The organism is Pseudomonas sp. Sample_21, from assembly GCF_004307525.1.
Lineage (GTDB): Bacteria > Pseudomonadota > Gammaproteobacteria > Pseudomonadales > Pseudomonadaceae > Aquipseudomonas > Aquipseudomonas atacamensis.
Map to the genome: position 1 here is coordinate 24,508 of NZ_RCNZ01000107.1, position 24,376 is coordinate 48,883.

Annotated in this window: 20 protein-coding genes; 11 read left to right on the plus strand and 9 right to left on the minus strand. The window is 60.7% G+C overall.

Going from position 1 to position 24,376, the window contains the following annotated elements; genetic code table 11:
• The first annotated feature begins 114 nt into the window (after nt 1–114).
• The 3 genes from D8U71_RS20690 to D8U71_RS20700 all read left to right on the plus strand — a co-directional run bounded on the left by D8U71_RS20690 (nt 115) and on the right by D8U71_RS20700 (nt 7,603).
• The gene (locus D8U71_RS20690) at nt 115–2,007 is read left to right on the plus strand and encodes a hypothetical protein (RefSeq protein ID WP_241664250.1); all 1,893 of its coding nucleotides are present in this window, start codon (nt 115–117) and stop codon (nt 2,005–2,007) included.
• Nucleotides 2,008–2,056: 49 nt separating this feature from the next.
• Nucleotides 2,057–5,539 carry a calcium-binding protein gene (locus D8U71_RS20695; RefSeq protein ID WP_130888559.1) on the plus strand — a complete coding sequence of 1,161 codons (3,483 nt, stop codon included), beginning with the start codon at nt 2,057–2,059 and terminating at the stop codon, nt 5,537–5,539.
• 108 nt (nt 5,540–5,647) lie between these two features.
• On the plus strand, nt 5,648–7,603 hold the full coding sequence (locus D8U71_RS20700) for a hypothetical protein (RefSeq protein ID WP_130888560.1): 1,956 nt from the start codon (nt 5,648–5,650) through the stop codon (nt 7,601–7,603).
• Nucleotides 7,604–7,658: 55 nt separating this feature from the next.
• On the opposite strand, the gene D8U71_RS20705 is transcribed toward D8U71_RS20700, so the two are convergent.
• From D8U71_RS20705 to D8U71_RS20725, 5 genes are all read right to left on the minus strand, one after another.
• Nucleotides 7,659–8,219, minus strand: a complete 561-nt coding sequence (locus tag D8U71_RS20705; protein WP_125925932.1) for a hypothetical protein — start codon at nt 8,217–8,219, stop codon at nt 7,659–7,661.
• Nucleotides 8,220–8,291: 72 nt separating this feature from the next.
• Complete coding sequence (locus D8U71_RS20710; protein WP_024014458.1) at nt 8,292–8,507, minus strand: hypothetical protein; 216 nt, start codon at nt 8,505–8,507, stop codon at nt 8,292–8,294.
• Between the two features lie 112 nt (nt 8,508–8,619).
• Nucleotides 8,620–9,210, minus strand: a complete 591-nt coding sequence (locus D8U71_RS20715; protein ID WP_125925931.1) for an LON peptidase substrate-binding domain-containing protein — start codon at nt 9,208–9,210, stop codon at nt 8,620–8,622.
• 10 nt (nt 9,211–9,220) lie between these two features.
• The gene (locus D8U71_RS20720; protein WP_016773013.1) at nt 9,221–9,937 is read right to left on the minus strand and encodes an LrgB family protein; all 717 of its coding nucleotides are present in this window, start codon (nt 9,935–9,937) and stop codon (nt 9,221–9,223) included.
• Nucleotides 9,937–10,299: a CidA/LrgA family protein gene (locus D8U71_RS20725; protein ID WP_130888561.1), complete on the minus strand. Its 363-nt coding sequence runs from the start codon at nt 10,297–10,299 to the stop codon at nt 9,937–9,939. The genes D8U71_RS20720 and D8U71_RS20725 overlap by 1 nt, the downstream gene beginning before the upstream one ends.
• Before the next feature lie 194 nt (nt 10,300–10,493).
• Between D8U71_RS20725 and D8U71_RS20730 the strand changes: the two genes are divergently transcribed.
• From D8U71_RS20730 to D8U71_RS20740, 3 genes are all read left to right on the plus strand, one after another.
• The gene (locus D8U71_RS20730) at nt 10,494–10,949 is read left to right on the plus strand and encodes a MaoC family dehydratase (protein WP_016773011.1); all 456 of its coding nucleotides are present in this window, start codon (nt 10,494–10,496) and stop codon (nt 10,947–10,949) included.
• Nucleotides 10,950–11,051: 102 nt separating this feature from the next.
• Nucleotides 11,052–12,779 (plus strand): C13 family peptidase, encoded by a 1,728-nt coding sequence (locus D8U71_RS20735; protein WP_130888562.1) that lies wholly within the window; start codon nt 11,052–11,054, stop codon nt 12,777–12,779.
• Between the two features lie 27 nt (nt 12,780–12,806).
• Entirely contained in the window at nt 12,807–13,448 is a 642-nt protein-coding gene (locus D8U71_RS20740) for an oxidoreductase (protein ID WP_016773010.1), read from the plus strand.
• A gap of 158 nt (nt 13,449–13,606) precedes the next feature.
• Here the strand turns inward: D8U71_RS20740 and D8U71_RS20745 are convergent, their stop codons facing one another.
• The 4 genes from D8U71_RS20745 to D8U71_RS20760 form a co-directional block, all read right to left on the minus strand.
• The gene (locus D8U71_RS20745; protein ID WP_024014461.1) at nt 13,607–13,891 is read right to left on the minus strand and encodes a YceK/YidQ family lipoprotein; all 285 of its coding nucleotides are present in this window, start codon (nt 13,889–13,891) and stop codon (nt 13,607–13,609) included.
• Nucleotides 13,884–14,531 (minus strand): flavin prenyltransferase UbiX, encoded by a 648-nt coding sequence (ubiX, locus tag D8U71_RS20750; protein WP_024014462.1) that lies wholly within the window; start codon nt 14,529–14,531, stop codon nt 13,884–13,886. The genes D8U71_RS20745 and ubiX overlap by 8 nt, the downstream gene beginning before the upstream one ends.
• A complete protein-coding gene (gene mpl / locus D8U71_RS20755; RefSeq protein ID WP_016773007.1) occupies nt 14,528–15,877 on the minus strand; it encodes a UDP-N-acetylmuramate:L-alanyl-gamma-D-glutamyl-meso-diaminopimelate ligase in 1,350 nt (449 codons plus the stop codon). Before mpl ends, ubiX begins: the two co-directional genes overlap by 4 nt.
• A gap of 198 nt (nt 15,878–16,075) precedes the next feature.
• A complete protein-coding gene (locus tag D8U71_RS20760; RefSeq protein ID WP_130888563.1) occupies nt 16,076–17,974 on the minus strand; it encodes a sigma-54-dependent Fis family transcriptional regulator in 1,899 nt (632 codons plus the stop codon).
• Between the two features lie 302 nt (nt 17,975–18,276).
• On the opposite strand from D8U71_RS20760, the gene D8U71_RS20765 reads away from it, so the two are divergent.
• The 5 genes from D8U71_RS20765 (at nt 18,277) to D8U71_RS20790 (ending at nt 24,275) form a co-directional block, all read left to right on the plus strand.
• Nucleotides 18,277–19,797, plus strand: coding sequence for an aldehyde dehydrogenase family protein (locus D8U71_RS20765; protein ID WP_024014465.1), 1,521 nt, complete (start codon nt 18,277–18,279; stop codon nt 19,795–19,797).
• A gap of 172 nt (nt 19,798–19,969) precedes the next feature.
• Nucleotides 19,970–21,421: an ethanolamine permease gene (gene eat / locus D8U71_RS20775; RefSeq protein ID WP_039761854.1), complete on the plus strand. Its 1,452-nt coding sequence runs from the start codon at nt 19,970–19,972 to the stop codon at nt 21,419–21,421.
• Between the two features lie 52 nt (nt 21,422–21,473).
• A complete protein-coding gene (locus tag D8U71_RS20780; RefSeq protein WP_130888565.1) occupies nt 21,474–22,868 on the plus strand; it encodes an ethanolamine ammonia-lyase subunit EutB in 1,395 nt (464 codons plus the stop codon).
• Nucleotides 22,869–22,873: 5 nt separating this feature from the next.
• On the plus strand, nt 22,874–23,698 hold the full coding sequence (eutC, locus tag D8U71_RS20785; protein WP_016773003.1) for an ethanolamine ammonia-lyase subunit EutC: 825 nt from the start codon (nt 22,874–22,876) through the stop codon (nt 23,696–23,698).
• A gap of 115 nt (nt 23,699–23,813) precedes the next feature.
• Nucleotides 23,814–24,275 (plus strand): GNAT family N-acetyltransferase, encoded by a 462-nt coding sequence (locus D8U71_RS20790; RefSeq protein ID WP_016773002.1) that lies wholly within the window; start codon nt 23,814–23,816, stop codon nt 24,273–24,275.
• Nucleotides 24,276–24,376: the final 101 nt, after the last annotated feature.

Here is a 24,376-nt window from a genome sequence, read left to right on the forward strand (position 1 = left end):
TCCTACAACAATCCATTTCTTATCGAGTCTTTCATGAGTCCAAAAATACCCCGCAAGACGTCAGTCACAACCACGCATCAAACTGATGCAAACGTGCCAACGCCACATCGGCCCATGTTTGATGTCAGCAGCATTGAAATATCGCCAAGAGCCGACATCCCCGATCTTGCGCTGCACAGTACCAACTTCGACAGCGCCCTTGCCGATGCGAATCCGCGGTTGCCAGCGGTTGAAATCTTTCAGTTACCGGCACACAGCGCCTATCGCTCGGAACATTCCACTTCAATAAACGATTACTGGTTATCAGAGACCTTTGTGCGTGGAATGCAGCCTGCCGACAATGATGGATTTCGCTGGATCGTTGGCAGAAAGTTCGCAGACGTCGAATATCAGGGAGCTCTGCAAACCACGCATGTGGGTGAGGATGAAACCGGCGCATTGCGCAGCAAGTTACTCACCGAGCGCGTTCCCTCCGGACCGCGCCTGTACAAAAACGCAGACAGCCCCACCTGGCGCCTGACCGAACAACCCGCGCCAAAGCGACCGCGCCTCGCCCCCGTGACAACACCCATCAATCAAAGTCGTTACAGCCCATCCTGGCGTTCGCCGGATGCTCAGGGCTATTACGAAATGAATCCGCTATTTGGCTCACGCACAGACAACATGCTGTTCGCCTTCCGGGATTCATATGGCAATTACATAGCGGTTGATCCTCCAGCGGGTGGATTCGCAGCGTCGCCGCTCCACCTCAAACAGTGGACCGATCATGAGATATGGCAGCTATATGGGCTACAGGGCGAGGACATCGCGCGCTTTCGTGTCGAAGCCCAGGCCACCGGCACGCCGCCACAGTGGGCACACCCCACAACCACGGAAAATCCGCGAACCGATCTGCTGCGCGACTCGTTGCGCTGGCTGCACCCGCAGATGGGCTTTGCCGAGCGCGAAGCCTTTCTGCAATCGTTCAATCTGCTGCCCAGGCAACTGTCGCGTTTGCAGCAGGAAATGGCCAGCCATCTGACGCTTCCGGCGTGGGCATTGGCGCACAAGCGCTTGCTGGAGGACGTCAGCAACCCGCAACGCTTCGACCAGTTTGCCGCCGATGCGCTCGAGCAGCTCAACCTCAAGCGCAATGCCCGCCACGACTGGTACGACGCAGAAAACAGCCTGACCCCCGAGGTGCGCGAAGCGCTGTTGAAACAGCTCGGTTATCTGCGCAACAAGAACAACTGCCTGTACCGCACGGACATTCCGGCGCTGTTTCGCGGTGACGAGCGCACGCCGTTCGAGCTGGCGAACGACCGCACCATGCTGCCGCGCTATCACCACGAACCCGGCGCGACCACACACAAGCCGATCAGCGCGACGTTCAGTCTCCAGGCAGGACAGGGATATGCCCGCGCCCCCGATCCCGAATACCTGCGTTTCAACAGCCAGACCCATAAATACCCGGGACGCGACACGGGCGACAGCGGTTCGGAAAGCGGCGCAAGCGACGCCAGTGATACACCGAGTGACTCCTCGTCAGACTGGTCGGATCCTGACAGCCCTGTGGCATGGGATCACGAGCGCGGCTACCGGTCCACGCGCACGCGGCAGACGGAAATGTTTCTCTACGCGCTCGACACGCGCGATCTGGAGGTCGTCCCCCACGAAGAAAACATGATGTTCAATTCCGCTGCGCGTGACACCCCGCCGACCTGGTTCCCCTCCGACGATTTCGAAGGGCTGATCTCGGTCACGCGCAGCGGCGTTTCAGCCGAGCGTGTCTGGTTACTGAACACAGACCTGACCAAGGGCGCCAGGGTCGAAGACATCAAAGAGCAGGCTGGGGCAAACGCTGATCGCATCGAAGCGGCCACCCATGCCGGGCACTCCAACCGGTTCGAATACGACCAGTTGATCGACCAGGTGGAGACGGCGGGCCTGCCGATACTCAGGCTCTCAGGCAACAAGGACGAGTTTGCCCATGACATCGCCTGGCCCGAACTTCAAATGCTCAAGTAAAGCCGCCAGGGAAACCGGCTCCTCATGCACACCATTAAAGGATTAATACGTGTCGAAACTCATCGTTCCCGCGGCTCATGTCGCCCACGTGCGCGCGCTTCAAGTTACCCCCATAGACGCCTCGGCCAATGCCCATACGCCGTCCACACCCATGCCCGATCGAGCGGACGTGCCAGGCGAGGTGCCTGACAGCCCCCCATCCCTTCGCCAGACTCTGAAGGCAATCGACAAACACCTGGGCCCACTGCGTATCGGCGAGGTCGTGATCAGTCGGGTCGAGTTGCAAGCGCTGGGGGCGACCGTCGACGGTCAACCTGTCAGTCCGGCGAATGCCAACATGAAGCGCGTGGATCAGGCTTTTCTGGACGGACTCCATTTCGAGTCCGCAAAGGTGCAGTCCCGCTTGCAAGCCGTGGACTTTCCCGACAATGACATGGCGGCACTGCTGTTCTATGAGATTGCCTGCAAGCGCTCGGTCGATGCCGGCCCATTGTTCGTCAGTGATACGCCGCTGGTTTCGGGCAGCGCCATGGATCGTCTCAACAAATTGGGCAAGGCTGCGCAAAAGCTGGAAATCCACCGGGCGGACGCGTTTGAACACGCGCCCGGCTGGATCAACAAGACCAAAAGCTATTTGATGAGCGGCGCAGGAGTCGGCATGCAAGCCTTCGGCATCTACAGCGGCTACATGGCCCTGACCGATGCGATCAAAAAAGGCGAGGCGCTGGAAATGCTCTACTACGGCGGATCCATCGCCGCAGAACTCGGCTCGCTGATCATCGAGCGGGGTCTGGCCAGAACCGGCCAGGCGATGCTGACTCAGGGCAGCAATGTCCTGAGGGGTTTTGCGCTGACCTCGATCGGCAAATACATGAGCCGTGGCGCGGGACTGTTCGCCAGCGCGATTACCTTGCCGTTCGACATTGTCGACGCGATCAAATCGTTCAACGCCGCCGCCGCGTCATCGGGCAAAGAAGCTCAGGACCATTATTTCAGCGCTGCCCTGAGTGTAGCGGGCGCTGGCATCAGCCTGGTGCTGGGCGTCGCCGCACTGGCCGGTTTCGGCAGTGTTGCCGGCCCGCTCGGCCTCGCGGCTGCCGCACTGCTCATCTCCGGTTCACTGATCTATCAAGCCGCCAGGGTCGTCGACCAGATCGATGATTACATCGAACTGACAACACTCGAGCGTCTGCGCTCGGGATGGTTCGCTTTTACCGGCAAGGAACTGGACGCCGAAGTGATGGATCGCTTCAAGCTGTCCAGGCTTTCCAGTGACTACGAAAAACAGCTCGAACTGTCGGCCAAAGACATGCTTGCCGGCGCTTACAGCGACTCCATCGCCCAAGTGGTCAATGGCGCGTTTCGCGCCGAATTGCGCCCTGTCGAACTATGGCGTTACCAGTGGGACGAAAGCGTCGGGCAGCTGCCGTTCAGACTCGACAGCCAGGCGGTGATCGTCGGCGGCGACGATGTCATCGACGCAAGCCATGGATTACCCGACAACCTCAAGGGCGTTGTCAACGGCAGTGCAGGCGAAGGCAAAGGCGTGTTCTGGCGCCTGGGCGACGGCAATGACCGTGTCACTGGCGTCAAGGCGCAGCCCAACCTGTTTGCCTACCGCCAGGGACACAAGGCGCTCAGCGGTGGCGACAAAAACGATGCGTTCTATCAGCAGGTCGCTGACGAGGAACTGGACCGGCTGACCAAACCGCCGCACATCAATGTGCTGGATGGCGGCGACGGTAGCGATACGTTTGCGTTTGAAGGCCAGCGGCCAGCCACTGATACACGACACATCGGCCATCGGATTGACCTGCCGAGCGGCAAGGTCACGCTGCGAGGTCTGGACCCGGAAGGCCCAGGCATTGAAGTCGCGCACCTGACATCGTTCGAGAACGTTTCGACGCTGCGCAAAGGCAGCAGCCACGTCATCGGCAGTTCCGAGGCCAACCAGATCTCCGCCCATGGCCATGATCGCGTCAGCGCCGGTGCCGGCAACGACACGATTGCCATCTACGGCCTCGAATGTCACGTGGACGGCGGTAGCGGCGTCGATCGCTATTACATCGCTCACACCAACGCACGCACGACAATCACCGAGGACAGCGCGCATTCGAGCGTGATCGAAATGGGCTGGCCGCACGCGGTGATTCAGCGCTGGCAGATCATCGGCACCTCGCTGGTGATCAATTCCTTGCGCGGCAAGGACGGCGACGACCCAGACCACGTGCTGACCCTGGAAAACGTCTATCGAATGGTCGACGGCCAGCGTCGGTTGCATAACGATCGATGGCTGTTCCGCACCCAGGATGGCTACGAACTGCTGGCTCAGCTCCCTCAGGAACCAGGTCCAGCGCTGAGTCAGGACATCGATGTCGCCGTGACCGTCATTGGTCAGCCCGCCCCTGCCCCGGCGATCGTCAATGGCGGTACGGTGACGATCGACAATCAGAGCCTGGGCCGGCATTTTGTCACCCGTACTCAGCGCGAGGTCGAGTTCGTCATCGCACGCAGCGCCACCAGGCCGCGCAGCGTTTTTCTGGACTACGGCGACGACGAAATCATCGACGTCGAGCTCAGCTATGCCGTCCAGGTGCGCAAAGGCGTTTCGGGCAATACTCACCTGACCTACAAAGACTTCTGCCTGTCGCTGCGGTTGCCGGCAAAAGTGCTGGCATTCAAGGGCGTGATTCAACCGATCGCTGCCGCCACCGGGTACAGCGGGCGCAACAGCCTCAAAGTCACCACGCCGCAACTGGCGCAAGACATCGTTGTGGTCATGCGGGACGGAGTGTCCTATCGCCTGCAACTGCCGCACCTGGACTACGAAGCGGACGCCAACAACCCCGGCGCACGACTGGTCAGCACTCGAAGCTGGCTGAAACGGCGCAACGGCAACTACCCGTTCACCCGGCCCACCATCAGTGAGAAGCCGCTGCTGACCGATCGACCCAGCAAAATCGTCATCGAATCCCGGGCGCATACCGGCATTTATCTGCTTGAGGGTCATAGCGCGACGTACGACATCTACCTGGCCAGCAACTGCATCGTGCGCCTGGCCACACCTGGGGCTGCGGCAAAAACGGCCAACGCCTCAAGCTGGAATCTGTACACCAGGACAATGGACGAAACCGTCACTCGCGACGAAATCCAATTGCAGGACAACCGCTTGCGCATCGCCAGCGTGACTGTCCAATTGCCGGATATCGGCGATGACACACCGGTGGAATCGGTCAGCGTGGCGACCGCCGCCGGCAATCTCTATCAAGTCTCGCTGCTGTTCGAGATGTTGCAGCTGTACGTGATCAATGCCCAAGGCTACGCCGGCGTCGATGCGCTGTTGGCCGATATCGAGCAACACCGGCAGCGCAACGAGTTGGCAGCGCGGGTCTACGTGACTCACATTGGCTACCAGCCCGACACAGTGGGCACGCTGGTTTACAACTCGGTAAACCGCCACTGGAGCCTGCTGACTGACCGGCAGACACGCGTCAAACGCGAAGACCTGTTCATCCCCGTCAACATCAACTGACCGCGCGCTGCCGGTTTCAACAACGTGCCGGGATGGACCCGAGCTCCATCCCGGCACTTGATCACCTCGGCCAATGACTGGCCGGGTTCACTACATGGAATGACCTTTATGCGCCAGAAACCCGGGACACTTCGCCCATTACCGACACCGGAAACGCCGGGCACCTCGACCTCCCGCCCGATCAGCCCTGATCGTCCCATCGATCTTGATGCACGCTTGCCTGGCCGCGTCAGGCCGGACGGCTCGCTCACATCGCCGGACATTCTCGCCCGCAGTCCTCACGGCAGTCACGCCAGCCCGGAACCCGTGATAACGGTGAGCCGGATCCTTGATGCGCAGAGGCCTACTCAGCGGTCTGCCATGTCGCCGCTGGAGCCTTACCTGCAAGACATTGACGGGACTTTACGCCCCGATGCAGACGGTCTGAAAGAATACAAGGGGCGCAAGTTCGCAGACATCGCCAACGACGACGGATCGGCCGCAGGGCAGACGGTGATGGTGGCGTACCACGATTCGATCAAAGCCTGGCGCGCCAGATTGCCCAGTGAACGGACGCCATCGGGACCGCCTCTTTATCGAGTCGCGGACACTGATTTGTGGAGTTTGAACAAGCCCATCGAAGAGTACCCGCCCGACCGCTACACCCTGTATGAGTTGGCCAAGCCGCGTTACGCGCCGGTGCCGAACGAACAAGGCTATTACGCGGTACACGAATGGGAGAAAAATCCCCATAAAGAGGAAGTAAATACACGACTGAATGTCGGCTTCGCCTTCAAGGGCAAATACGGCCGCCTGATCAAGGCAGACCCGAACGAAGCACGCGCGGATGCCGCCTTGCCGTTGAAGCTGGCGAACTGGACCGATGGCGAACTATGGGATGTGTACAGCCTGCGCGGCGCAGAAATTCTTGCCTTTCGTACCGAGGCCGAGGCCATCGGGGGCCCGCCGGGCTGGGCAAGACGCAGAGATATCAAAAGTCACTACAAATTCCTTCTGGATTCCATGAAATGGTCCCACCCGCAAAAGACTCGCAGTGAGTGCGTCGAGCTTTTACGCACCTACAATCTCAGCACCGCGCAACAAAAACGCTTGCGTCCGGACATGGAAAACGGCTTTCCCGCATGGGCCGAACAGCACAAAAGCCTGACCCGAAATGTGCAGGATGCCAAACGCTTCGAACAGATTGGCGAAGAGCTTGGCCCCTTCAGTCTGAGACTGCGGCAAGAAGGTGAGATCATCGAGGGCGAATTGCCGCCTGTCGATCAGCGTTACGAAGCGGATTTTCTGCAAAGCTATCTGGAACATGCCGGCTACATGCGCAACAAGCATGATTATCTTTACCGTACGGATATCCCGGCAATGTTCCGCGCCGATCTACGTACCCCCTTCGAGCTGGCGCGTGACGGGCGGCTGGTGAAGTTGCGGGGCAACCCTTCCGACTCGACAACCCGGCGAGCCTTCAGCACGACGTTCTCCTTGGCCAACGGCATTCAATACCTGGGTTTTGATTACTATTCCAACCCTCGGCACTACAACAGCCAGGCCAATCGCTATCCAGGGCACTTTTCCGACAGTGACTCATCCAGCGGATATCGACACAGTTCGGGTGAAGAGTCTGATACCTCATTTGAAATGGATAACTCGCGCGATTACCCGTTGCTGCGACGCAAACAGACACATGGTTTCCTGTATGTCATCGACACCCGCGGCATCGAAGTGGTCCCACGGGTCGAAAACCTTTACCTGAACAACAGGGATTTTGATGGCGACAGCCACGAAGGACGTATTTCCATGCCCACGCGAGGCATCAGTGCCGAGCGGATATGGCTGGTGCGCTCGGACCTGAGTCGGGCGGCAAGAGTCGAGGATATTTTCCGGAAGGCCGGAGGCGATGCCGCGGATATCGAGGAGGACACTTGGGCTGGGGGCGATCATAGCAATTCATACGATCAGTTGATCGATCGCGTAGCTGCCTCCAAGGGCCCCATAGTGAGGTTGCCCAAGGGCAGGAAAACATGTTCCAACGATATAGTCTGGCCCGTTGCTGAACATTATCGGCCGTGAAATCCAGACGCCATTCGATAACGAATGGCGTCTGTCCTTCAATTGCGGCGTTGCGCTATTTGAGCACGCTGATCACAAACCTTGCGGGTTTTGGATTGAAGGCGTTATGCCCTGTCCCGTTGGGGTTCGCGTCGAGGAATTTGCTCATGCCATCGCTTACCTGACGATACAGCGGCTTATCTTTCGGCTCGCTGTTCAATTCGATATAAGCCGGGCCGGATGCGATATTGCTCAAAGAAGCCTTGGCCACGCCGTAGGTACTGATTGAATAGAGTTGTGCCGGAGCGCTGGTGCTGACCAGCAAATTATGTGTCTTGTCTTCGATGAATAATCGCGCACCGTCAAACACGCCCGGATGTATCACTTGAATTGCGTAACAGTTACCTTCAGGAACAAACCTCAACAGCAACGGAGCATCGTCCTCATTGTCAGCCAGGGTGATAAGGGCGGATGTCCGCGAGTCGGCCAACCCCACTTCAGCATCGAGTTTTTCGCCTTGAGTTATGCGCTTGTGGCGCAGGGTCTGTTGCAGGCGTTGCTGATTAAGAACTACCGGAAGACCGTCCAGATAAAGATTGGCGCTGAAGCTTTCATTGTTTACTTTTGCCAAAGACATAGAACTACCCATTGGTAAACACTCTGCTGCCATGTTCAAGACAGCGACAGAAAAGTTGAAAAAGGAAAAGGATCAGATAGCGACTGTGGCTGTTGCCGACATTCGCAGAACATCGCCATCCGGAATGTTTTCGGTTTTTCGTTTCCGCCGGGCCATTACCATGCGATCCGCATAAATCGCTGCCGCCTCAATGACGTGGCCAGCGTTATGATCAGTACCGGCATGCTTCAAGATATACTTGCCAGCAATATCGTCCCAGAATGCCCGTTCATCTTCATATAAAGTCATGATTTATCCTTGTTATTTTCAAGTTGCTCGCATCCTGCGAGCAACTTGAAATTAAGACAAAGACAAAAGCGAAACAATACTGGCAGGCAGCGCGAGTTGATTCAAAGTGAAACTAGGCGAACAGTTCGCCCTGCAGTTCGTCGAGTAATGCCTGGATCGCATCCAGCCGTTGCTGTGGGTCGTCGAGTTGCAGCAGATCGATCTTGTCCTCTTCGGCAAAAGGCAACAGATAGGCAAGCTGATTGGCCAACGACTGTTGCCCGGCGGCTTCGGTGCCCATGTTCAACGCCTCGACCATCGGGTGTTCGGCCAGCGCCTTGAGCAGCGCGACCAGGTCGGCGTCCTCGTCCTGCAACGGTTGCTCGGGCTCATCGTCCAGCCATTCGACGTCAGCGACAATCAACTGATCGCGCTGCACTTCGGTGCGCAACACCGTGAAGCGCCGTCCGCCTTGCACGCGAATGCCGAGCAAGCCGTTGTCCTGTTGCTCGAAATCGGTGATCCGCGCCTCGCAACCGACCATTGCGAAACCTTCTGGTGCCACACCGACTTCGCTGCCCTCAAGGATGCACACCACACCGAAACCGACGCCCTGCTTCATGCAGCGGCCGATCATGTCGAGGTAGCGCGCCTCGAAGATCTGCAGATCGAGGTTGCAGCCGGGGAACAGCACCGTGTTCAGCGGGAAAAGCGGCAGACTCATAGACATATCCTTACACCACCATCGACACCGCCAACGGCAGGAACACCGCCGTGGCCACGCCCATCAGACTCATTGCCAGCGCGGCGAACGCGCCGCACTCGTCGTTTTCCTGCATCGCCACCGCCGTGCCGACCGCATGCGCGGTCATGCCCAGCGCCATGCCGCGCGCTTCGGGGCTGTGCACGCCGAGGCGGGTCAGCAGCGCCGGGCCGAAGATCGCGCCAATCACCCCGGTGATCAGCACGAACACCGCGGCCAGCGCCGCCACGCCGCCGATCTGCTCGGCGACCAGCATGGCGATCGGCGAGGTCACCGATTTCGGCGCCATGGTCATCAGGATCATGTGATCGGCACCGAACCACCAGCCCAGCGCCACACCCATGCCCGTTGCGACCACCCCGCCTATCACCAGCGTAGTAAAAATCGGCCAGAACAATTGGCGGATGCGCCGCAGATTCAAATACAGCGGCACCGCCAGCGCCACCGTGGCCGGCCCGAGCAGAATGCTGAGGATCTCGGTGCTCTTGCGGTACTCCGCGTAAGTCAGGCCGCAGCCGACCAGCACACCGATCACCAACAACATGGAGACCAGCACCGGTTGCAGAAAGATCCAGCGGGTTTTCTCGAACGCCGCCAGCACCAGTTGATAGGCGCCGAGGGTGATGCCGATGCCGAACAGCGGATGATGAATCACCGACGCCCACGCGCCTTGCCAGTCAAACAGCATCAGGACTCCTCCGCCGGCGGCGCGTGACGTTTGACCAGCCGCTGCATGAGCACGCCGGCAAAGGCCATCGACAGGATCAGCGAGATCACCAGCGCGCCGACAATCGCCCAGAAATCCGCAGCAATCGCCGTGGCATACACCATCACGCCCACCGCCGGCGGCACCAGCAGCAACGGCAGATAACGCAGCAGACTGCCCGCTGCCTGATTCAGCGGCTCGCCGACTTCACCGCGAATGATCAGGAACACCAGCAACAGCAGCAGCCCGATGATCGGCCCCGGCAATATCGGCAACAGCAAATGATTGAGCGCGGTGCCAAGCAATTGGAACAGCACCAGCAGGGTCAGGCCACGTAACAACATCCGACATCTCCGTCTTACATTTTCAGCCAGCAGGGGCTCGGCATTATAAGCATGCCGGCGCTATGGACCGGCATTCGCCAAAAGCATGGTCGGTTGACCTGAGCAAATCGCCATGATGATCTACAGTGGTTCGCAGGCCGGTCAAATCCGCCCCCTGAAAAACTATAAAACCGATGAACCCAAGGAGAGTCTCAATGCCCTATGTTCCCGTTGCAGAGCTCAAAGATTATGTCGGCAAGGAACTTGGACGTTCCGAATGGCTCACCATCGATCAGGAGCGCATCAACCTGTTCGCCGAAGCCACCGGTGATTTTCAGTTCATTCACGTCGATCCGGTCAAGGCTGCGCAAACGCCGTTTGGCAGCACGATTGCCCATGGTTTCCTGTCGCTGTCGCTGATGCCGAAACTGATGGAAGACATCCTCGTGCTGCCCGAAGGCGTGAAGATGGTCGTCAACTATGGCCTGGACAGCGTGCGTTTCATCCAGCCGGTCAAGGTCAACTCGAAAGTCCGACTGAAGGTCGACATGGTCGAAGTCACCGAGAAAAAACCCGGCCAGTGGTTGCTCAAGGCTACCGCGACACTGGAGATAGAAGGCTCGGACAAACCGGCCTACATCGCCGAGCCGCTGTCACTCTGCTTCGTCTGATCATCCCGGATGCGAAGCAGCGCACGCTGTTTCGCGTCACGTCTGTATATATGCGACGCATAGCTGCGGCATACTCGGTCGCCTAATTGCCCGGATCCCGCTATGCGCTCAATCGCTCGACTTGCACCCCTTGCCCTGATCCTGATGCTCACCGCTTGCGGCGACGGCGAATCGCTGTTGCCGCCGGATGCGCGCTTGCCCGATGGCGGTCGCTATCGCGGTGAACTGGTCGACGGCTTGCTGCAAGGTCAGGGCCGCGTCGACTACCCCAACGGCAGCTGGTACGCCGGGGAGTTCGACAAGGGTCAGTGGCACGGGCAGGGCGAATGGCATGGCAGCAACGGCGAGGTCTATCGCGGCCAGTTCCAGCAAGGGCTGTTCGATGGTCAGGGCAGCCTGAGCACCAATGCCAGCAGTTACACCGGTGGCTTCAAGCAGGGCCGGCGCGATGGCGAAGGCACGCTGAAAGAAAACGGCATGACCTATCGCGGCGAGTTCAAGGCTGACCAGTATTCCGGCCTCGGCCGTCTGGAAATGGACGACGGCAGCTCCTATCAAGGCCAGTTCGCCCACGGCAAACCCAACGGCGAAGGCCAGCGCGGCGATGCCAGCGGCAATTCGTTCAGCGGGCATTTCGTCAACGGTCAACTGGAAGGCAACGGCACCTACAACAGCGCCGACGGCGATATCTACGTCGGCGGCTTCAAGAACAATCAACTGCACGGCAAGGGCCGCTACGAGAACGCCGACGGAGACGTCTGGCTCGGCCAGTTCAAGGAAGGCGCGCTGACCGGCAAGGGCGAATTGATCGGCGCGGATGGCAGCCATTACATCGGTGTGTTCAATGACTGGCGCTTCACCGGTCAGGGCCGCTTGAACCTGGCCGATGGCAGCTTCTACATCGGCGGCTTCGACAACGACAGCTATTCAGGACGCGGCACTCTGGTGCTGACCGATGGCAGCGTGCTCAGTGGCACCTGGATCAACGGCCAACGCGTGCGCGACGCCGACGGCAAATTGCTCCCCGACACCCTCGAGCTCGGTTTGCTCGCCCAGGGTCGGTTGCTGGACGACGCACTGGCGGCGATTCCCGCTTCGACTCCGGCAGTCGAGTTGTACACCCTGACCCTCGGCGGCGACGGCAAGCAAAGCGTGTTCCTGCGTGAATCAGACTATGTCGCCAACATGCTCAATACGCGCTTCGGCGCCTTCGGCCAGATTCGTCTGGTCAATCATCGCGATCATCTCGGCGACCGGCCGATGGCCACCCGGGAAAACCTGCGCCGCGCCGCGCAAGCCCTTGCCGAACGCAGCGGGCCGGAAGATCTGCTGTTCATTTATCTGACCAGCCACGGCACCGCCGAGCACGAACTGGTGCTCGATCAGCCGCGCATGGAACTGGCCGATCTGCCCGCAGATGAACTCGCCGCGGTGCTCGCGCCGCTGAAGCATCGCGACAAGGTCATCGTGATTTCTTCGTGCTATTCCGGCGGTTTCATCCCGGCGCTGAAAGGCGAACGCACGCTGATCATGACCGCCTCGCGCGCCGATCGGGTGTCGTTCGGTTGCTCGGAAGAAGCCAACTTCACCTATTTCGGCGACGCGCTGTTCGCCCAGGCGCTGAACCAGACTGATGATCTGGAACAGGCATTCAAACTGGCCAAGGCCACTGTTGCCGAACGCGAACTGGCCGACGGCTTCGAAGCCTCGGAGCCGCAGATCTGGGCGCCGAAAACCGTGCTGTCGCACTGGCAGCTGCTGCGTAAACAGCAAGCGCGCAAAGCTTTGCACAGCAGCGCATTGAACGACGCGGCGAAAAAAGGCAACTAAGCTGAACAGTATCAAGGGAGAGACACTATGTACTTGACGCCTCAGCACGTATTGCTTGCCGGAGCCACCGGACTGACCGGTGAACATCTGCTCGACCGTTTGCTCAACGAGCCAACCATTACCCGTGTCCTCGCCCCTTCACGCCGGCCGCTGGCCGAGCATCCGCACCTGGAAAATCCGGTCGGCGACCCGCAGGCGTTTCTGCCGCAGCTCAGTGGCCGGGTCGATATCGCCTACTGCTGCCTCGGCACCACGATCAAACAGGCCGGCTCCGAAGAAGCCTTTCGCGCAGTGGATCTGGACATGGTTGTGGCGTTCGCCAAGCGCGCGCGGGAGATGGGCGCGCGGCACCTGATCGTGATCAGCGCAATCGGCGCCGATCCGAACTCCTCGGTGTTCTACAACCGGGTCAAGGGTGAAATGGAACAGGCCCTGCGCGCGCAGAACTGGCCGCAGCTGACCATTTGCCGACCTTCGCTGTTACTCGGCGAACGCACCGAACCGCGTCTGGTCGAGCAACTCGCCGGGCCGTTGTCAAAGCTGATTCCGGGCAAATACCACGGCATCGAAGCGTGCCAGTTGGCCCGAGCGATGTGGCGCCTGGCGCTGGAAGAACAGGATGGGGTGCGGGTGATTGAATCCGATGAGCTGCGCAAGCTCGGCAAATAATCCATCCGCCCATGATGATCGTTCCCACGCTCTGCGTGGGAATGCAGCCATGGACGCTCTGCGTCCTAAAAAGCGTGACGCGGAGCGTCACAGGATGCGTTACCACGCAGAGCGTGGGAACGATCAGTCGCTACAATCCACAGAGGTTGTGCGCCCCCCTACAATCCACCAGTCGCTTGAAAACCTACGCCAATCACGGTGAGCAACGACAACGGCAACAACAGCGTGTCGAGCAACGCGCTGGCAGGCAGGTCCACTCCCGGATAGCTCGGCGCCTCGGCACCGAACCGGTCCATGGCGCAGCAGCCGCCGTTCAACGCATACAAATCCAGGCGCGTCCCGGCGTACACCACCGGTGCGCCGGGTTTGGCCGCATCCAGCGTGCGCACGGTAGCGCATCCAGCCAATTGCAGCGCCAGCACGAGCACCAGCAGCTTATTCATCGCTGCTCAGGTGATGCTCGCCCCAACGCGGCAGCATGTCCTGCGGGATGCCGAGCAGGTTGAGAATCCGCGCCACAACGAAGTCGATCAGATCATCGATGGTCTGCGGCTGGTGATAGAAGCCCGGCGAGGCCGGCAGAATCGTCACGCCCAGATTCGACAGCTTGAGCATGTGCTCCAGATGAATGCTCGAGTACGGCGCCTCACGCGGCACCAGAATCAACTGACGGCGCTCTTTCAGCGTAACGTCCGCCGCGCGTTCGATCAGGTTGTTGCAGGCGCCGGTGGCAATCGCCGACAGCGTGCCGGTCGAACACGGCACCACCACCATGGCTGCCGGCGCGCCGGAGCCGGAGGCTACCGGCGACATCCAGTCTTCCTTGCCATACACGCGAATCTGCCCGGCAGCGGCGCCGGTGTATTCGGTCAGAAAGGCCTGCATCATCTGCGGCTTGTTCGGCAGGGACACGTCGGTCTCGGTGGCCATTACCAGTTGCGCAGCCTTGGAGATCAGGAAGTGCACTTCGCGATCTTCGCGCACCAGGCAATCGAGCAGGCGCAAACCGTACTGCGCGCCGGAGGCGCCGGTCATCGCCAAGGTGATGCGTTCCGGACCGCCGGCCTGGGAAAAAGTGTTCATTGCAGTGCCTCGGCGAGCTTGCCGTGCAGGCCGCCGAAGCCGCCGTTGCTCATGATCACCACGTGAGTACCGGGCTGCGCCTGGCTCTTCACGCGTTCGATGATGCCTTCCAGCGAATCGCTGACGATTGACGGCACGGTGCATAACGCTGCGGTGGCGCCGAGGTCCCAACCAAGGTTGGCCGGGGCGTACCAGATCACCTGATCGGCATCGACCACGCTGTCCGGCAAACCGTCACGGTGGGCGCCGAGCTTCATCGAATTGGAGCGCGGCTCGATGATCGCAATCAGCGGCGCGTCGCCGATGCGTTTGCGCAGGCCGTCGAGGGTGGTAGCGATGGCGGTCGGGTGATGAGCGAAGTCGTCGTAAATGGTGATGCCGCGCACCTCGGCGACTTTCTCCATACGCCGTTTGACGTTCTTGAACGCGCTCAACCCGGCGATGCCCATGGACGGCACCACGCCAACGTGACGCGCTGCGGCCAGAGCAGCCAAGGCGTTGGCAACGTTGTGTTGACCGGTCAACTCCCACTCGACTGTGCCCTGGGACACGCCTTCGAACATTACTTCGAACGCCGAGCCGTCCTCGCTCAGTAGTTTGACCTGCCACTGACCGCCGGCGCCGGTGGTTTGCACCGGGGTCCAGCAACCCATCTCGATCACGCGCTGCAACGCTGGCTCGGTGGTCGGGTGGATGACCAGACCTTCGCTCGGAATGGTGCGCACCAAGTGGTGGAACTGACGTTCGATGGCCGGCAGATCAGGGAAGATGTCGGCGTGATCGAATTCAAGGTTGTTAAGGATGGCTGTGCGTGGACGGTAGTGGACGAATTTCGAGCGCTTGTCGAAGAAGGCGCTGTCGTATTCGTCAGCCTCGATCACAAAGAACGGCGTGCCGCCCAGGCGCGCCGACACCGAGAAATTCTGCGGCACGCCGCCGATGAGGAAACCCGGGCTCATGCCGGCATGCTCCAGCACCCAGGCGAGCATGCTGCTGGTGGTGGTCTTGCCGTGGGTACCGGCCACGGCCAGCACCCAGCGCCCTTGCAGCACGTGATCGGCCAGCCACTGCGGCCCCGAGACGTACGGCAGGCCTTTGTTCAGCACATATTCCACCGCCGGGTTGCCACGGGACATGGCATTACCGATCACCACCAGATCCGGCGCCGGATCGAGCTGTGCCGGGTCATAACCCTGCGTCAGCTGAATGCCCTGGGCCTCGAGCTGCGTGCTCATCGGTGGATAGACGTTGGCGTCGGAGCCGGTGACGTGATGGCCCAGCTCTTTGGCCAACACCGCCATCGAGCCCATGAAAGTCCCGCAGATACCCAGAATATGAATGTGCATAGTCGACCTCGTAAAACATGGCCGCAGGTTAGCGTAGGGAGGGGGAAATGGCACTCTTTAGCTGAGGGGCGGGCCTGTTCGACCTGATCGTTCCCACGCTCTGCGTGGGAATGCAGCACGGGACGCTCTGCGTCCCAAAGCGGACGCGGAGCGTCCGGGGAGGCGTTACCACGCGGAGCGTGGGAACGATCAGGTCGGTCAGGCAGAGCGGGCGATGCCGTGCTTGCGAAGCTTTCTGTACAGCGTATTGCGGCTGACGCCCAGCTGTTCAGCGGTATGGGTCATATGCCAGCGCGTCTGCTCCAGCGCACTGAGCAAGGCCAGTCGTTCGGCATCTTCCAATGGCTGCGCCGCCACAACCACCGGCCGCGCCTGCCGAATCATCACCGGCAAATCCTCAACGCCGACCCGGCCGCCATCACACAACGCCGCCAGCGTACGCAGGACATTGCGCAACTGCCGCACATTGCCCGGCCAGTTGAATGCCAACAACGCCTGCCGCGCCGGTTCGTCGATCAGAATCGTTTCGCCGCCGGCCTCCTCGGCCAGGAGAAAATCCAATAACTGCGATTTATCACTGCGCTCGCGCAACGCCGGCAACGCCACTTCCAGCCCGTTCAAGCGGTAATACAGGTCTTCACGGAAACTGCCGTCCTCGACCCGCTCGAGCAAATTGCGGTGCGTCGCACTGATGATGCGCACGTCTACCGCTTGCGGCTCGCCGCCAATCGGCACCACTTGCCGATCTTCCAGCACACGCAGCAAGCGCGTTTGCAACGCCAGTGGCATGTCGCCGATTTCGTCGAGGAACAAGGTGCCGCCATCGGCCTGTTGCAGCTTGCCGCGCATGCCGTCCTTGCGCGCGCCGGTGAAGCTGCCGCCGCGATAGCCGAACAGTTCGCTCTCGATCAGGCTTTCCGGAATGGCCGCGCAATTGAGTGCGACGAAAGCATTGCCGCAGCGCTGGCTGGCCTGGTGCACAGCCTTGGCGAACGCTTCCTTGCCCGAGCCGGTTTCGCCGTTGATCAACAGCGGCACGTCGCGCTCGAACACGCGCAGGGCTTTGCGAAATTCCGCCTGCAACGCTTCATCGCCGAGGCAAATGCCGGACAGGCGTGGCGCTGGAGCAGCGATTGGCGCTGGAACAATGGCAGTAGGCTTGCGCGATTCGCCGCGCAACACGGCAAACAGATGCCGGCCATCACGGGTGCGCAGCGGCCAACTGGCGCTGGCGTTGGCACTCGCGCGACCAAGCAGGTCATCCAGCGAACAATCGAAAAACGCTTCCACCGGTTTACCGAGCAAACCACCGCGAATATGCCCGAGCAGGTTCAGGGCGCTCTGGTTGACTGCGCTGATCCGCCCTTCGCCGTCAAACGCCAGCAGCCCTTCACTGAACAGGCCGACGGACTCGGCCTGCAGATGGAAACGCAGCAACCACTGATTGTCGAAACAGCGCAGGAAGTAGCAGCTCTCGATCATCTTCGCCGACAGATTGACCAGCGCCATGGTGTGGAACTGGCTCTGCCGCGAGACGTCCGGCCGCGCCGAAGACACATCAAGTACCGCCAGCAATTCACCGTGCGGATCGAACACCGGGCTCGCCGAACAGGTCAGCCCGGTGTGGCGGCCGCGAAAGTGTTCGTCCTGGTGAATGGTCAGCGGCTGACGCTCGACCAGGCAGGTACCGATGCCGTTGGTGCCTTCGCAGGCTTCGCTCCAGTCGGCGCCGAGCCAGAGACCGGCGCGCTCGAAAATCTTCCGTTCGGCCGGCGCGGTCACGCAATTGAGGATCACACCGCGCGCGTCAGTCAGCAGCACCGCATGGCCGGCGCCGGAGAGTTGCTGATGCAGGCTGCTCATCTCGGTGCCGGCAATTTGCAGCACTTGCTGCAGACGTTCGCGACTTTCCAGCACCCGGCCATGCTCGAGCACGGTCGGCGCCATGGTCACAGAAGGATCGAGGTTATAGTCCTCAAGGCAACGCAGCCACGAACGGGCGATCGACGGATCGGCGCCGGGGCCGTGCAGGTGCGGTTTGCCCTGGGTGACGGTGAGAACCTGACGGGCATGGCGACTCAAATGGTTGTCGTGCATTTCTTATTGTTCTCCCCGGGGCGCGATGGCCCAAAGCATGAGGTGACGCCCAGCATCCTCCAGCGGCTCCGGCAATGCAATGCTGGCAAGACCGCCCGGTCACGGACTGTGCCGCAAGCGGTACAAACTGTCACCCGTGCTGTACCGAAACCGTCACGGCGCCACTCCATTCGTCCGAGACAAACCGGCCAAGCCCTTGATTTGCCTGACCTGCACGGCAGTGGCCCGAGCCTTGCTCTACGCTTATAGCAAGCGCACTTGCGCGTTTCTCTAATAAGTACAAAGCCAAGGAGAACATCATCATGCGTTACGCCCACCCCGGTACTGACGGCGCCAAAGTCTCGTTCAAGAGCAAGTACGGCAACTACATCGGCGGCGAGTTCGTCGCGCCGGTCAAAGGTCAGTACTTCACCAATACCTCGCCAGTCAATGGCCAGCCAATTGCCGAATTCCCCCGCTCCACCGCCGAAGACATCGACAAGGCGCTGGATGCTGCCCACGCCGCCGCCGATGCGTGGGGCGCCACTTCGGTGCAGGCGCGCTCACTGATCCTGCTGAAAATCGCCGACCGCATCGAAGAAAACCTCGAACTGCTGGCGATCACCGAAACCTGGGACAACGGCAAAGCCATCCGTGAAACCCTCAACGCCGACATCCCGCTCGCCGCTGACCATTTCCGTTATTTCGCCGGTTGCCTGCGCGCTCAGGAAGGCAGCGCTGCGGAAATCGACGGCAACACCGTGGCCTACCACATTCATGAACCGCTGGGCGTGGTCGGCCAGATCATTCCGTGGAACTTCCCGCTGCTGATGGCCGCGTGGAAACTCGCGCCAGCGCTGGCCGCCGGTAACTGCGTGGTGCTCAAGCCTGCCGAGCAAACCCCGCTGGGCATCTGCGTGCTGATGGAACTGATCGGCGACCTGCTGCCACCGGGGGTGCTCAACGTCGTGCAGGGCTTCGGCAAAGAAGCCGGCGAAGCCTTGGCGACCAGCAAGCGCATCGCCAAGATCGCCTTCACCGGCTCGACCCCGGTCGGCTCGCACATCATGAAATGCGCGGCGGAAAACATCATCCCATCCACCGTGGAACTGGGCGGCAAGTCGCCGAACATCTTCTTCGAAGACATCATGCAGGCTGAGCCGAGCTTCATCGAGAAAGCCGCTGAAGGTCTGGTACTGGCGTTCTTCAACCAGGGCGAAGTGTGCACCTGCCCATCGCGCGCACTGGTACAGGAGTCGATCTACGACGAATTCATGCAGGCCGTGATGAAGAAAGTCAGCCAGATCAAACGCGGCGACCCGCTGGACACCGACACCATGGTCGGCGCTCAGGCGTCGGAGCAGCAATTCGACAAGATCCTCTCGTACCTGGAAATCGCCAAGGGCGAAGGCGCGGAACTGTTGACCGGCGGCAAGGTGGAAAAACTCGAGGGCAGCCTGGCCACCGGTTATTACATCCAGCCGACCCTGCTCAAGGGCACCAACAAGATGCGCGTGTTCCAGGAAGAAATCTTCGGCCCGGTGGTGAGCATCACCACCTTCAAGGACGAAGCCGAAGCCCTGGCGATTGCCAACGACACCGAGTTCGGCCTCGGCGCCGGCCTGTGGACCCGCGACATCAACCGCGCCTACCGCATGGGCCGGGCGATCAAGGCCGGTCGCGTGTGGACCAACTGCTACCACCTGTATCCGGCGCATGCCGCATTCGGCGGTTACAAGAAGTCCGGCGTCGGGCGCGAAACCCACAAAATGATGCTCGACCATTACCAGCAGACCAAGAACCTGCTGGTGAGCTACGACATCAATCCGTTGGGATTCTTCTGATCCTGCGATGCCGATCGTTCCCACGCTCCGCGTGGGAATGCCTCAACGGACGCTCCGCGTTCGGTTTCGAAGGGACGCGGAGCGTCCCGGGCTGCATTCCCACGCAGAGCGTGGGAACGATCAAGTTCCTGGCTGTAGCCGGGCCAATAAAACAATAAAAATGGTGAACCCTATGCCAAGCGAATCCCCGGCTGGCGCTCCGGCGACCGGCTCCTCCGTCGACTTCGAAAAAGTCGGCTCCGATTATTTCCAACAACGCGAACTGAAAAAAGGCGCCGCCGGCTGGGTGCTGCTGGTGGGCCTCGGCGTCGCTTATGTGATTTCCGGCGACTACGCCGGCTGGAATTTCGGCCTCGCCCAGGGTGGCTGGGGCGGCATGTTTCTCGCCACGCTGCTGATGGCGACCATGTACCTGTGCATGTGCTTTTCCCTGGCCGAATTGTCCTCGATGATTCCCACCGCTGGCGGCGGCTACGGTTTCGCCCGCAGTGCTTTCGGACCGTGGGGCGGGTTTCTCACCGGCACCGCGATCCTCATCGAGTACGCCATCGCCCCCGCTGCCATCGCGGTGTTCATCGGTGCCTACTGCGAGTCGCTGTTCGGTATTGGCGGCTGGATGATCTACCTGGCGTTCTACATCATCTTCATCGCCATCCACATTTTCGGGGTTGGCGAAGCGCTCAAGCTGATGTTCATCATTACCGCCGTCGCCGCGCTGGCGCTGGGGGTGTTTCTGGTGGCGATGGTGCCGCACTTCGACGTCGCCAATCTGCTCGACATCCCGGTGACCACTGCGGTCGGCGCCAGTCCGTTTCTGCCGTTCGGCTACGTCGGCGTGTGGGCGGCGATTCCCTATGCGATCTGGTTTTTCCTTGCCGTTGAAGGCGTGCCATTGGCCGCAGAAGAAACCAAAAACCCCAAGCGCGATCTGCCGCGTGGCCTGATCGGGGCAATGCTGGTGCTGCTGATGTTCGCCCTGCTGATTCTGATCGTCGGCCCCGGCGGCGCTGGTGCGAATTCGCTGCTGACGTCAGGTAATCCACTGGTCGAAGCGCTGAGCAAGGCCTACGGTGGCTCGACCTGGATGGGCAGCTTCGTCAACCTTGTCGGTCTGGCGGGGCTGATTGCCAGTTTCTTCTCGATCATCTACGCCTACTCGCGGCAGATCTTCGCGCTGTCGCGGGCCGGTTACCTGCCGCGCAAACTGTCGCAGACCAACAAAAGCAAGGCGCCGGTGCTGGCCCTGGTGATTCCCGGCATCATCGGCTTTGGTCTGTCGCTGACCGGCCAGGGCGACCTGCTGATTCTGGTCGCGGTGTTCGGCGCTACCATTTCCTATGTGCTGATGATGGCCGCGCACATCACCCTGCGCATCCGTCGCCCCAAAATGGACCGGCCGTACCGCACGCCGGGTGGCATTTTCACCTCGGGTGTGGCGCTGGTATTGGCATGCATCGCCGTGGTGGCGGGCTTCCTCGTCGATCCACGGGTGGTGATCGGCGCGGCGATCATCTATGGAGTGTTAATTGCTTACTTTGCTTTCTACAGTCGGCATCACTTGGTAGCGGGCACGCCGGAAGAAGAATTCGCGGCGATTCAAAAAGCTGAACAAGCCCTGCACTGATTGTCGAAAACCACGGCGCAGACGCATTCTGCGCCGTCACGGAGAACGCTGAATGGCCAGTTTTGCTCACACGGTCGGCGCGCAGACTTACCGCTTCGACAGCCTCAAAGACGTCATGGCCAAGGCCAGCCCCGCCCGCTCGGGGGATTTTCTCGCCGAGATCGCCGCGCTCAACGACGGCGAACGGGTGGCCGCGCAAATGGCCCTGGCGGACATCCCGCTCACCCACTTCCTGCAGGAAGCGCTGATTCCCTACGAAGCCGATGAAGTCACCCGGCTGATCATCGACACCCACGACAAGCAAGCCTTCGCCGTGGTCAGCCACCTCACCGTTGGCGGCTTTCGCGACTGGCTGCTCAGTGATGCGGCGGACGAAACCAGCCTGCGCGCCCTCGCCCCCGGCCTGACCCCGGAAATGGTCGCCGCCGTGTCGAAGATCATGCGCGTGCAGGATCTGGTGCTGGTCGCGCAGAAAATCCGCGTGGTCACCCAATTTCGCGGCACCCTCGGTTTGCGCGGGCGCCTGTCGACCCGCCTGCAACCCAACCACCCGACCGACGAGCCGTCCGGCATTGCCGCGAGCATTCTCGACGGCCTGCTCTACGGCAACGGCGATGCGATGATCGGGGTCAACCCGGCCACTGACAGCATCGCTTCGATCTGCGCGATGCTGGAGATGCTCGACGCGATCATCCAGCGCTACGACATCCCGACCCAGGCCTGCGTGCTGACCCACGTCACAACTTCGATCGAGGCGATCAACCGTGGCGTGCCGCTGGATCTGGTGTTCCAGTCGATTGCCGGCACTGAGGCAGCCAATGCCAGTTTCGGCATCAACCTCAACGTGTTGCAGGAAGGTTATGACGCCGGGCTCAGTCTCAAGCGCGGTACCCTCGGGCAGAACCTGATGTATTTCGAAACCGGTCAGGGCAGCGCGCTGTCGGCCAACGCCCACCACGGCCTCGATCAACAGACCTGCGAGACAAGGGCCTACGCCGTGGCGCGACATTTCAAGCCGTTCCTGGTGAACACCGTCGTAGGATTTATCGGCCCGGAGTACCTCTACAACGGCAAGCAGATCATCCGCGCCGGCCTTGAAGATCACTTCTGCGGCAAGCTGCTCGGTGTGCCGATGGGCTGCGACATCTGCTACACCAACCACGCCGAAGCCGATCAGGACGACATGGACACCCTGCTGACGTTGCTCGGCGTCGCCGGGATCAACTTCATCATGGGCATCCCCGGCTCCGACGACATCATGCTCAATTACCAGACCACTTCGTTTCACGACGCTTTGTACGCCCGCCAGACCCTGGGCCTGAAACCGGCGCCGGAGTTCGAGCAGTGGCTGGCCAACATGGGCATCTTCACCCAGGCGGACGGCAAGGTTCGCTTCGGCAACAACCTGCCGCCGGCGTTCCGCCAGGCTTTGGCGCACTTGGGATGAGTCTTATGGAAAAACCACCGGTCGATCCGCAAAACCCGTGGCTGGAACTGCGCCGCCTGACCCCGGCGCGCATCGCCCTGGGCCGCACCGGCACCAGTCTGCCGACGCGGGCGCAGCTGGATTTTCAGTTTGCCCACGCCCAGGCCCGCGATGCCGTGCACCTGGCCTTCGATCACAGCGAAATCAGCGCACAACTGAGCGAGCGCGGGCGGGAAACCCTGGCGCTGCAAAGTGCCGCGCCGGACCGACACACCTATCTGCAACGCCCGGACCTGGGGCGCAAGCTCAGCGATGAATCGGCGCAGACCTTGCGCGACTACGCCAGCCAACATCCGGGCGGCGTCGATCTGGTGATGGTCGTCGCTGATGGCCTGTCGGCACTGGCGGTGCATCGCCACACCCTGCCGTTCCTGACGCGCCTGGAAGAGCAGATGAGCGGCGACGGCTGGTCCGTGGCACCGGTGGTGCTGGTCGAGCAGGGCCGAGTGGCCATCGGAGACGAAATCGGCCAACTGCTCGGGGCGAAAATGGTGGTGATGCTGATCGGCGAGCGTCCGGGCCTGAGTTCGCCGGACAGCCTCGGGCTGTATTTCACCTACGCGCCGAAGGTCGGCCTCACCGACGCCTATCGCAATTGCATTTCCAATGTTCGGCTTGAAGGTTTGAGCTACGGCATGGCGGCGCATCGCTTGCTGTATCTGATGCGCGAGGCCTGTCGGCGGCAGCTGTCGGGGGTCAACCTGAAGGATGAAGCTCAGCTGCACACATTGGAGGCGGACGACGCTGTCGACATGAAAGGCAACTTCCTGCTCGATCCACCGCCAGCCTGAACCGTTTCCGCATTGCCTTTCTGCGCTGCTTTCAGGCAGGATCGACGCACGGCCGCCCGGGTTTCCCATCGCCGTCAGAGCAGTTGAAGACAGCCACTTGAAGACGAGACCTATCATGCGGATTATTCAAGCGACCCTCGAACATCTGGATTTGCTGACTCCTTTGTTCGTCAAATATCGCGAGTTCTACGGCTCCCTGCCTTACCCGGATTCCTCCCGCGCGTTCCTCGAAAAACGCCTGCGCCGCAAAGAGTCGGTGATCTATCTGGCCCTGGCCGACGATGACGACAAGAAACTCATGGGCTTCTGCCAGCTCTATCCGAGCTTTTCGTCGCTGTCGCTCAAACGCGTGTGGATTCTCAACGATATCTACGTTGCCGAAGATGCGCGCCGGCAACTGGTCGCCGACAACCTGATCCGCACTGCGAAGAAAATGGCCAAGGAAACCCAGGCCGTGCGCATGCGCGTCTCGACCAGCGCGAACAACGAAGTGGCGCAGAAAACCTACGAATCGATCGGCTTCAAGGAAGACACGGAGTTCAAGAACTACGTACTGCCGATCAGCGACGAGCTCTGACTCCAACGGCTTCGGTGACGAGGGAGTTCGCTCCCTCGTCACGGCCGCCCCTTCCCTGACAATTGCTCACTTCGCGACACTCCCCGCTACAAAACCGGCGC

Bases quoted from the DNA above. Each gene is read 5' to 3' on its own strand.
- D8U71_RS20765 (WP_024014465.1), top strand. From the start codon at position 18,277: ATGCGTTACGCCCACCCCGGTACTGACGGCGCCAAAGTCTCGTTCAAG.
- eutC (WP_016773003.1), top strand. From the start codon at position 22,874: ATGGAAAAACCACCGGTCGATCCGCAAAACCCGTGGCTGGAACTGCGC.
- D8U71_RS20710 (WP_024014458.1), bottom strand. From the start codon at position 8,507: ATGACTTTATATGAAGATGAACGGGCATTCTGGGACGATATTGCTGGC.
- eat (WP_039761854.1), top strand. From the start codon at position 19,970: ATGCCAAGCGAATCCCCGGCTGGCGCTCCGGCGACCGGCTCCTCCGTC.
- D8U71_RS20715 (WP_125925931.1), bottom strand. From the start codon at position 9,210: ATGAGTCTGCCGCTTTTCCCGCTGAACACGGTGCTGTTCCCCGGCTGC.
- D8U71_RS20730 (WP_016773011.1), top strand. From the start codon at position 10,494: ATGCCCTATGTTCCCGTTGCAGAGCTCAAAGATTATGTCGGCAAGGAA.
- D8U71_RS20700 (WP_130888560.1), top strand. From the start codon at position 5,648: ATGCGCCAGAAACCCGGGACACTTCGCCCATTACCGACACCGGAAACG.
- D8U71_RS20745 (WP_024014461.1), bottom strand. From the start codon at position 13,891: ATGAATAAGCTGCTGGTGCTCGTGCTGGCGCTGCAATTGGCTGGATGC.
- mpl (WP_016773007.1), bottom strand. From the start codon at position 15,877: ATGCACATTCATATTCTGGGTATCTGCGGGACTTTCATGGGCTCGATG.
- D8U71_RS20780 (WP_130888565.1), top strand. From the start codon at position 21,474: ATGGCCAGTTTTGCTCACACGGTCGGCGCGCAGACTTACCGCTTCGAC.
- D8U71_RS20735 (WP_130888562.1), top strand. From the start codon at position 11,052: ATGCGCTCAATCGCTCGACTTGCACCCCTTGCCCTGATCCTGATGCTC.
- D8U71_RS20740 (WP_016773010.1), top strand. From the start codon at position 12,807: ATGTACTTGACGCCTCAGCACGTATTGCTTGCCGGAGCCACCGGACTG.
- D8U71_RS20705 (WP_125925932.1), bottom strand. From the start codon at position 8,219: ATGTCTTTGGCAAAAGTAAACAATGAAAGCTTCAGCGCCAATCTTTAT.
- ubiX (WP_024014462.1), bottom strand. From the start codon at position 14,531: ATGAACACTTTTTCCCAGGCCGGCGGTCCGGAACGCATCACCTTGGCG.
- D8U71_RS20690 (WP_241664250.1), top strand. From the start codon at position 115: ATGTTTGATGTCAGCAGCATTGAAATATCGCCAAGAGCCGACATCCCC.
- D8U71_RS20725 (WP_130888561.1), bottom strand. From the start codon at position 10,299: ATGTTGTTACGTGGCCTGACCCTGCTGGTGCTGTTCCAATTGCTTGGC.
- D8U71_RS20720 (WP_016773013.1), bottom strand. From the start codon at position 9,937: ATGCTGTTTGACTGGCAAGGCGCGTGGGCGTCGGTGATTCATCATCCG.
- D8U71_RS20760 (WP_130888563.1), bottom strand. From the start codon at position 17,974: ATGCACGACAACCATTTGAGTCGCCATGCCCGTCAGGTTCTCACCGTC.
- D8U71_RS20790 (WP_016773002.1), top strand. From the start codon at position 23,814: ATGCGGATTATTCAAGCGACCCTCGAACATCTGGATTTGCTGACTCCT.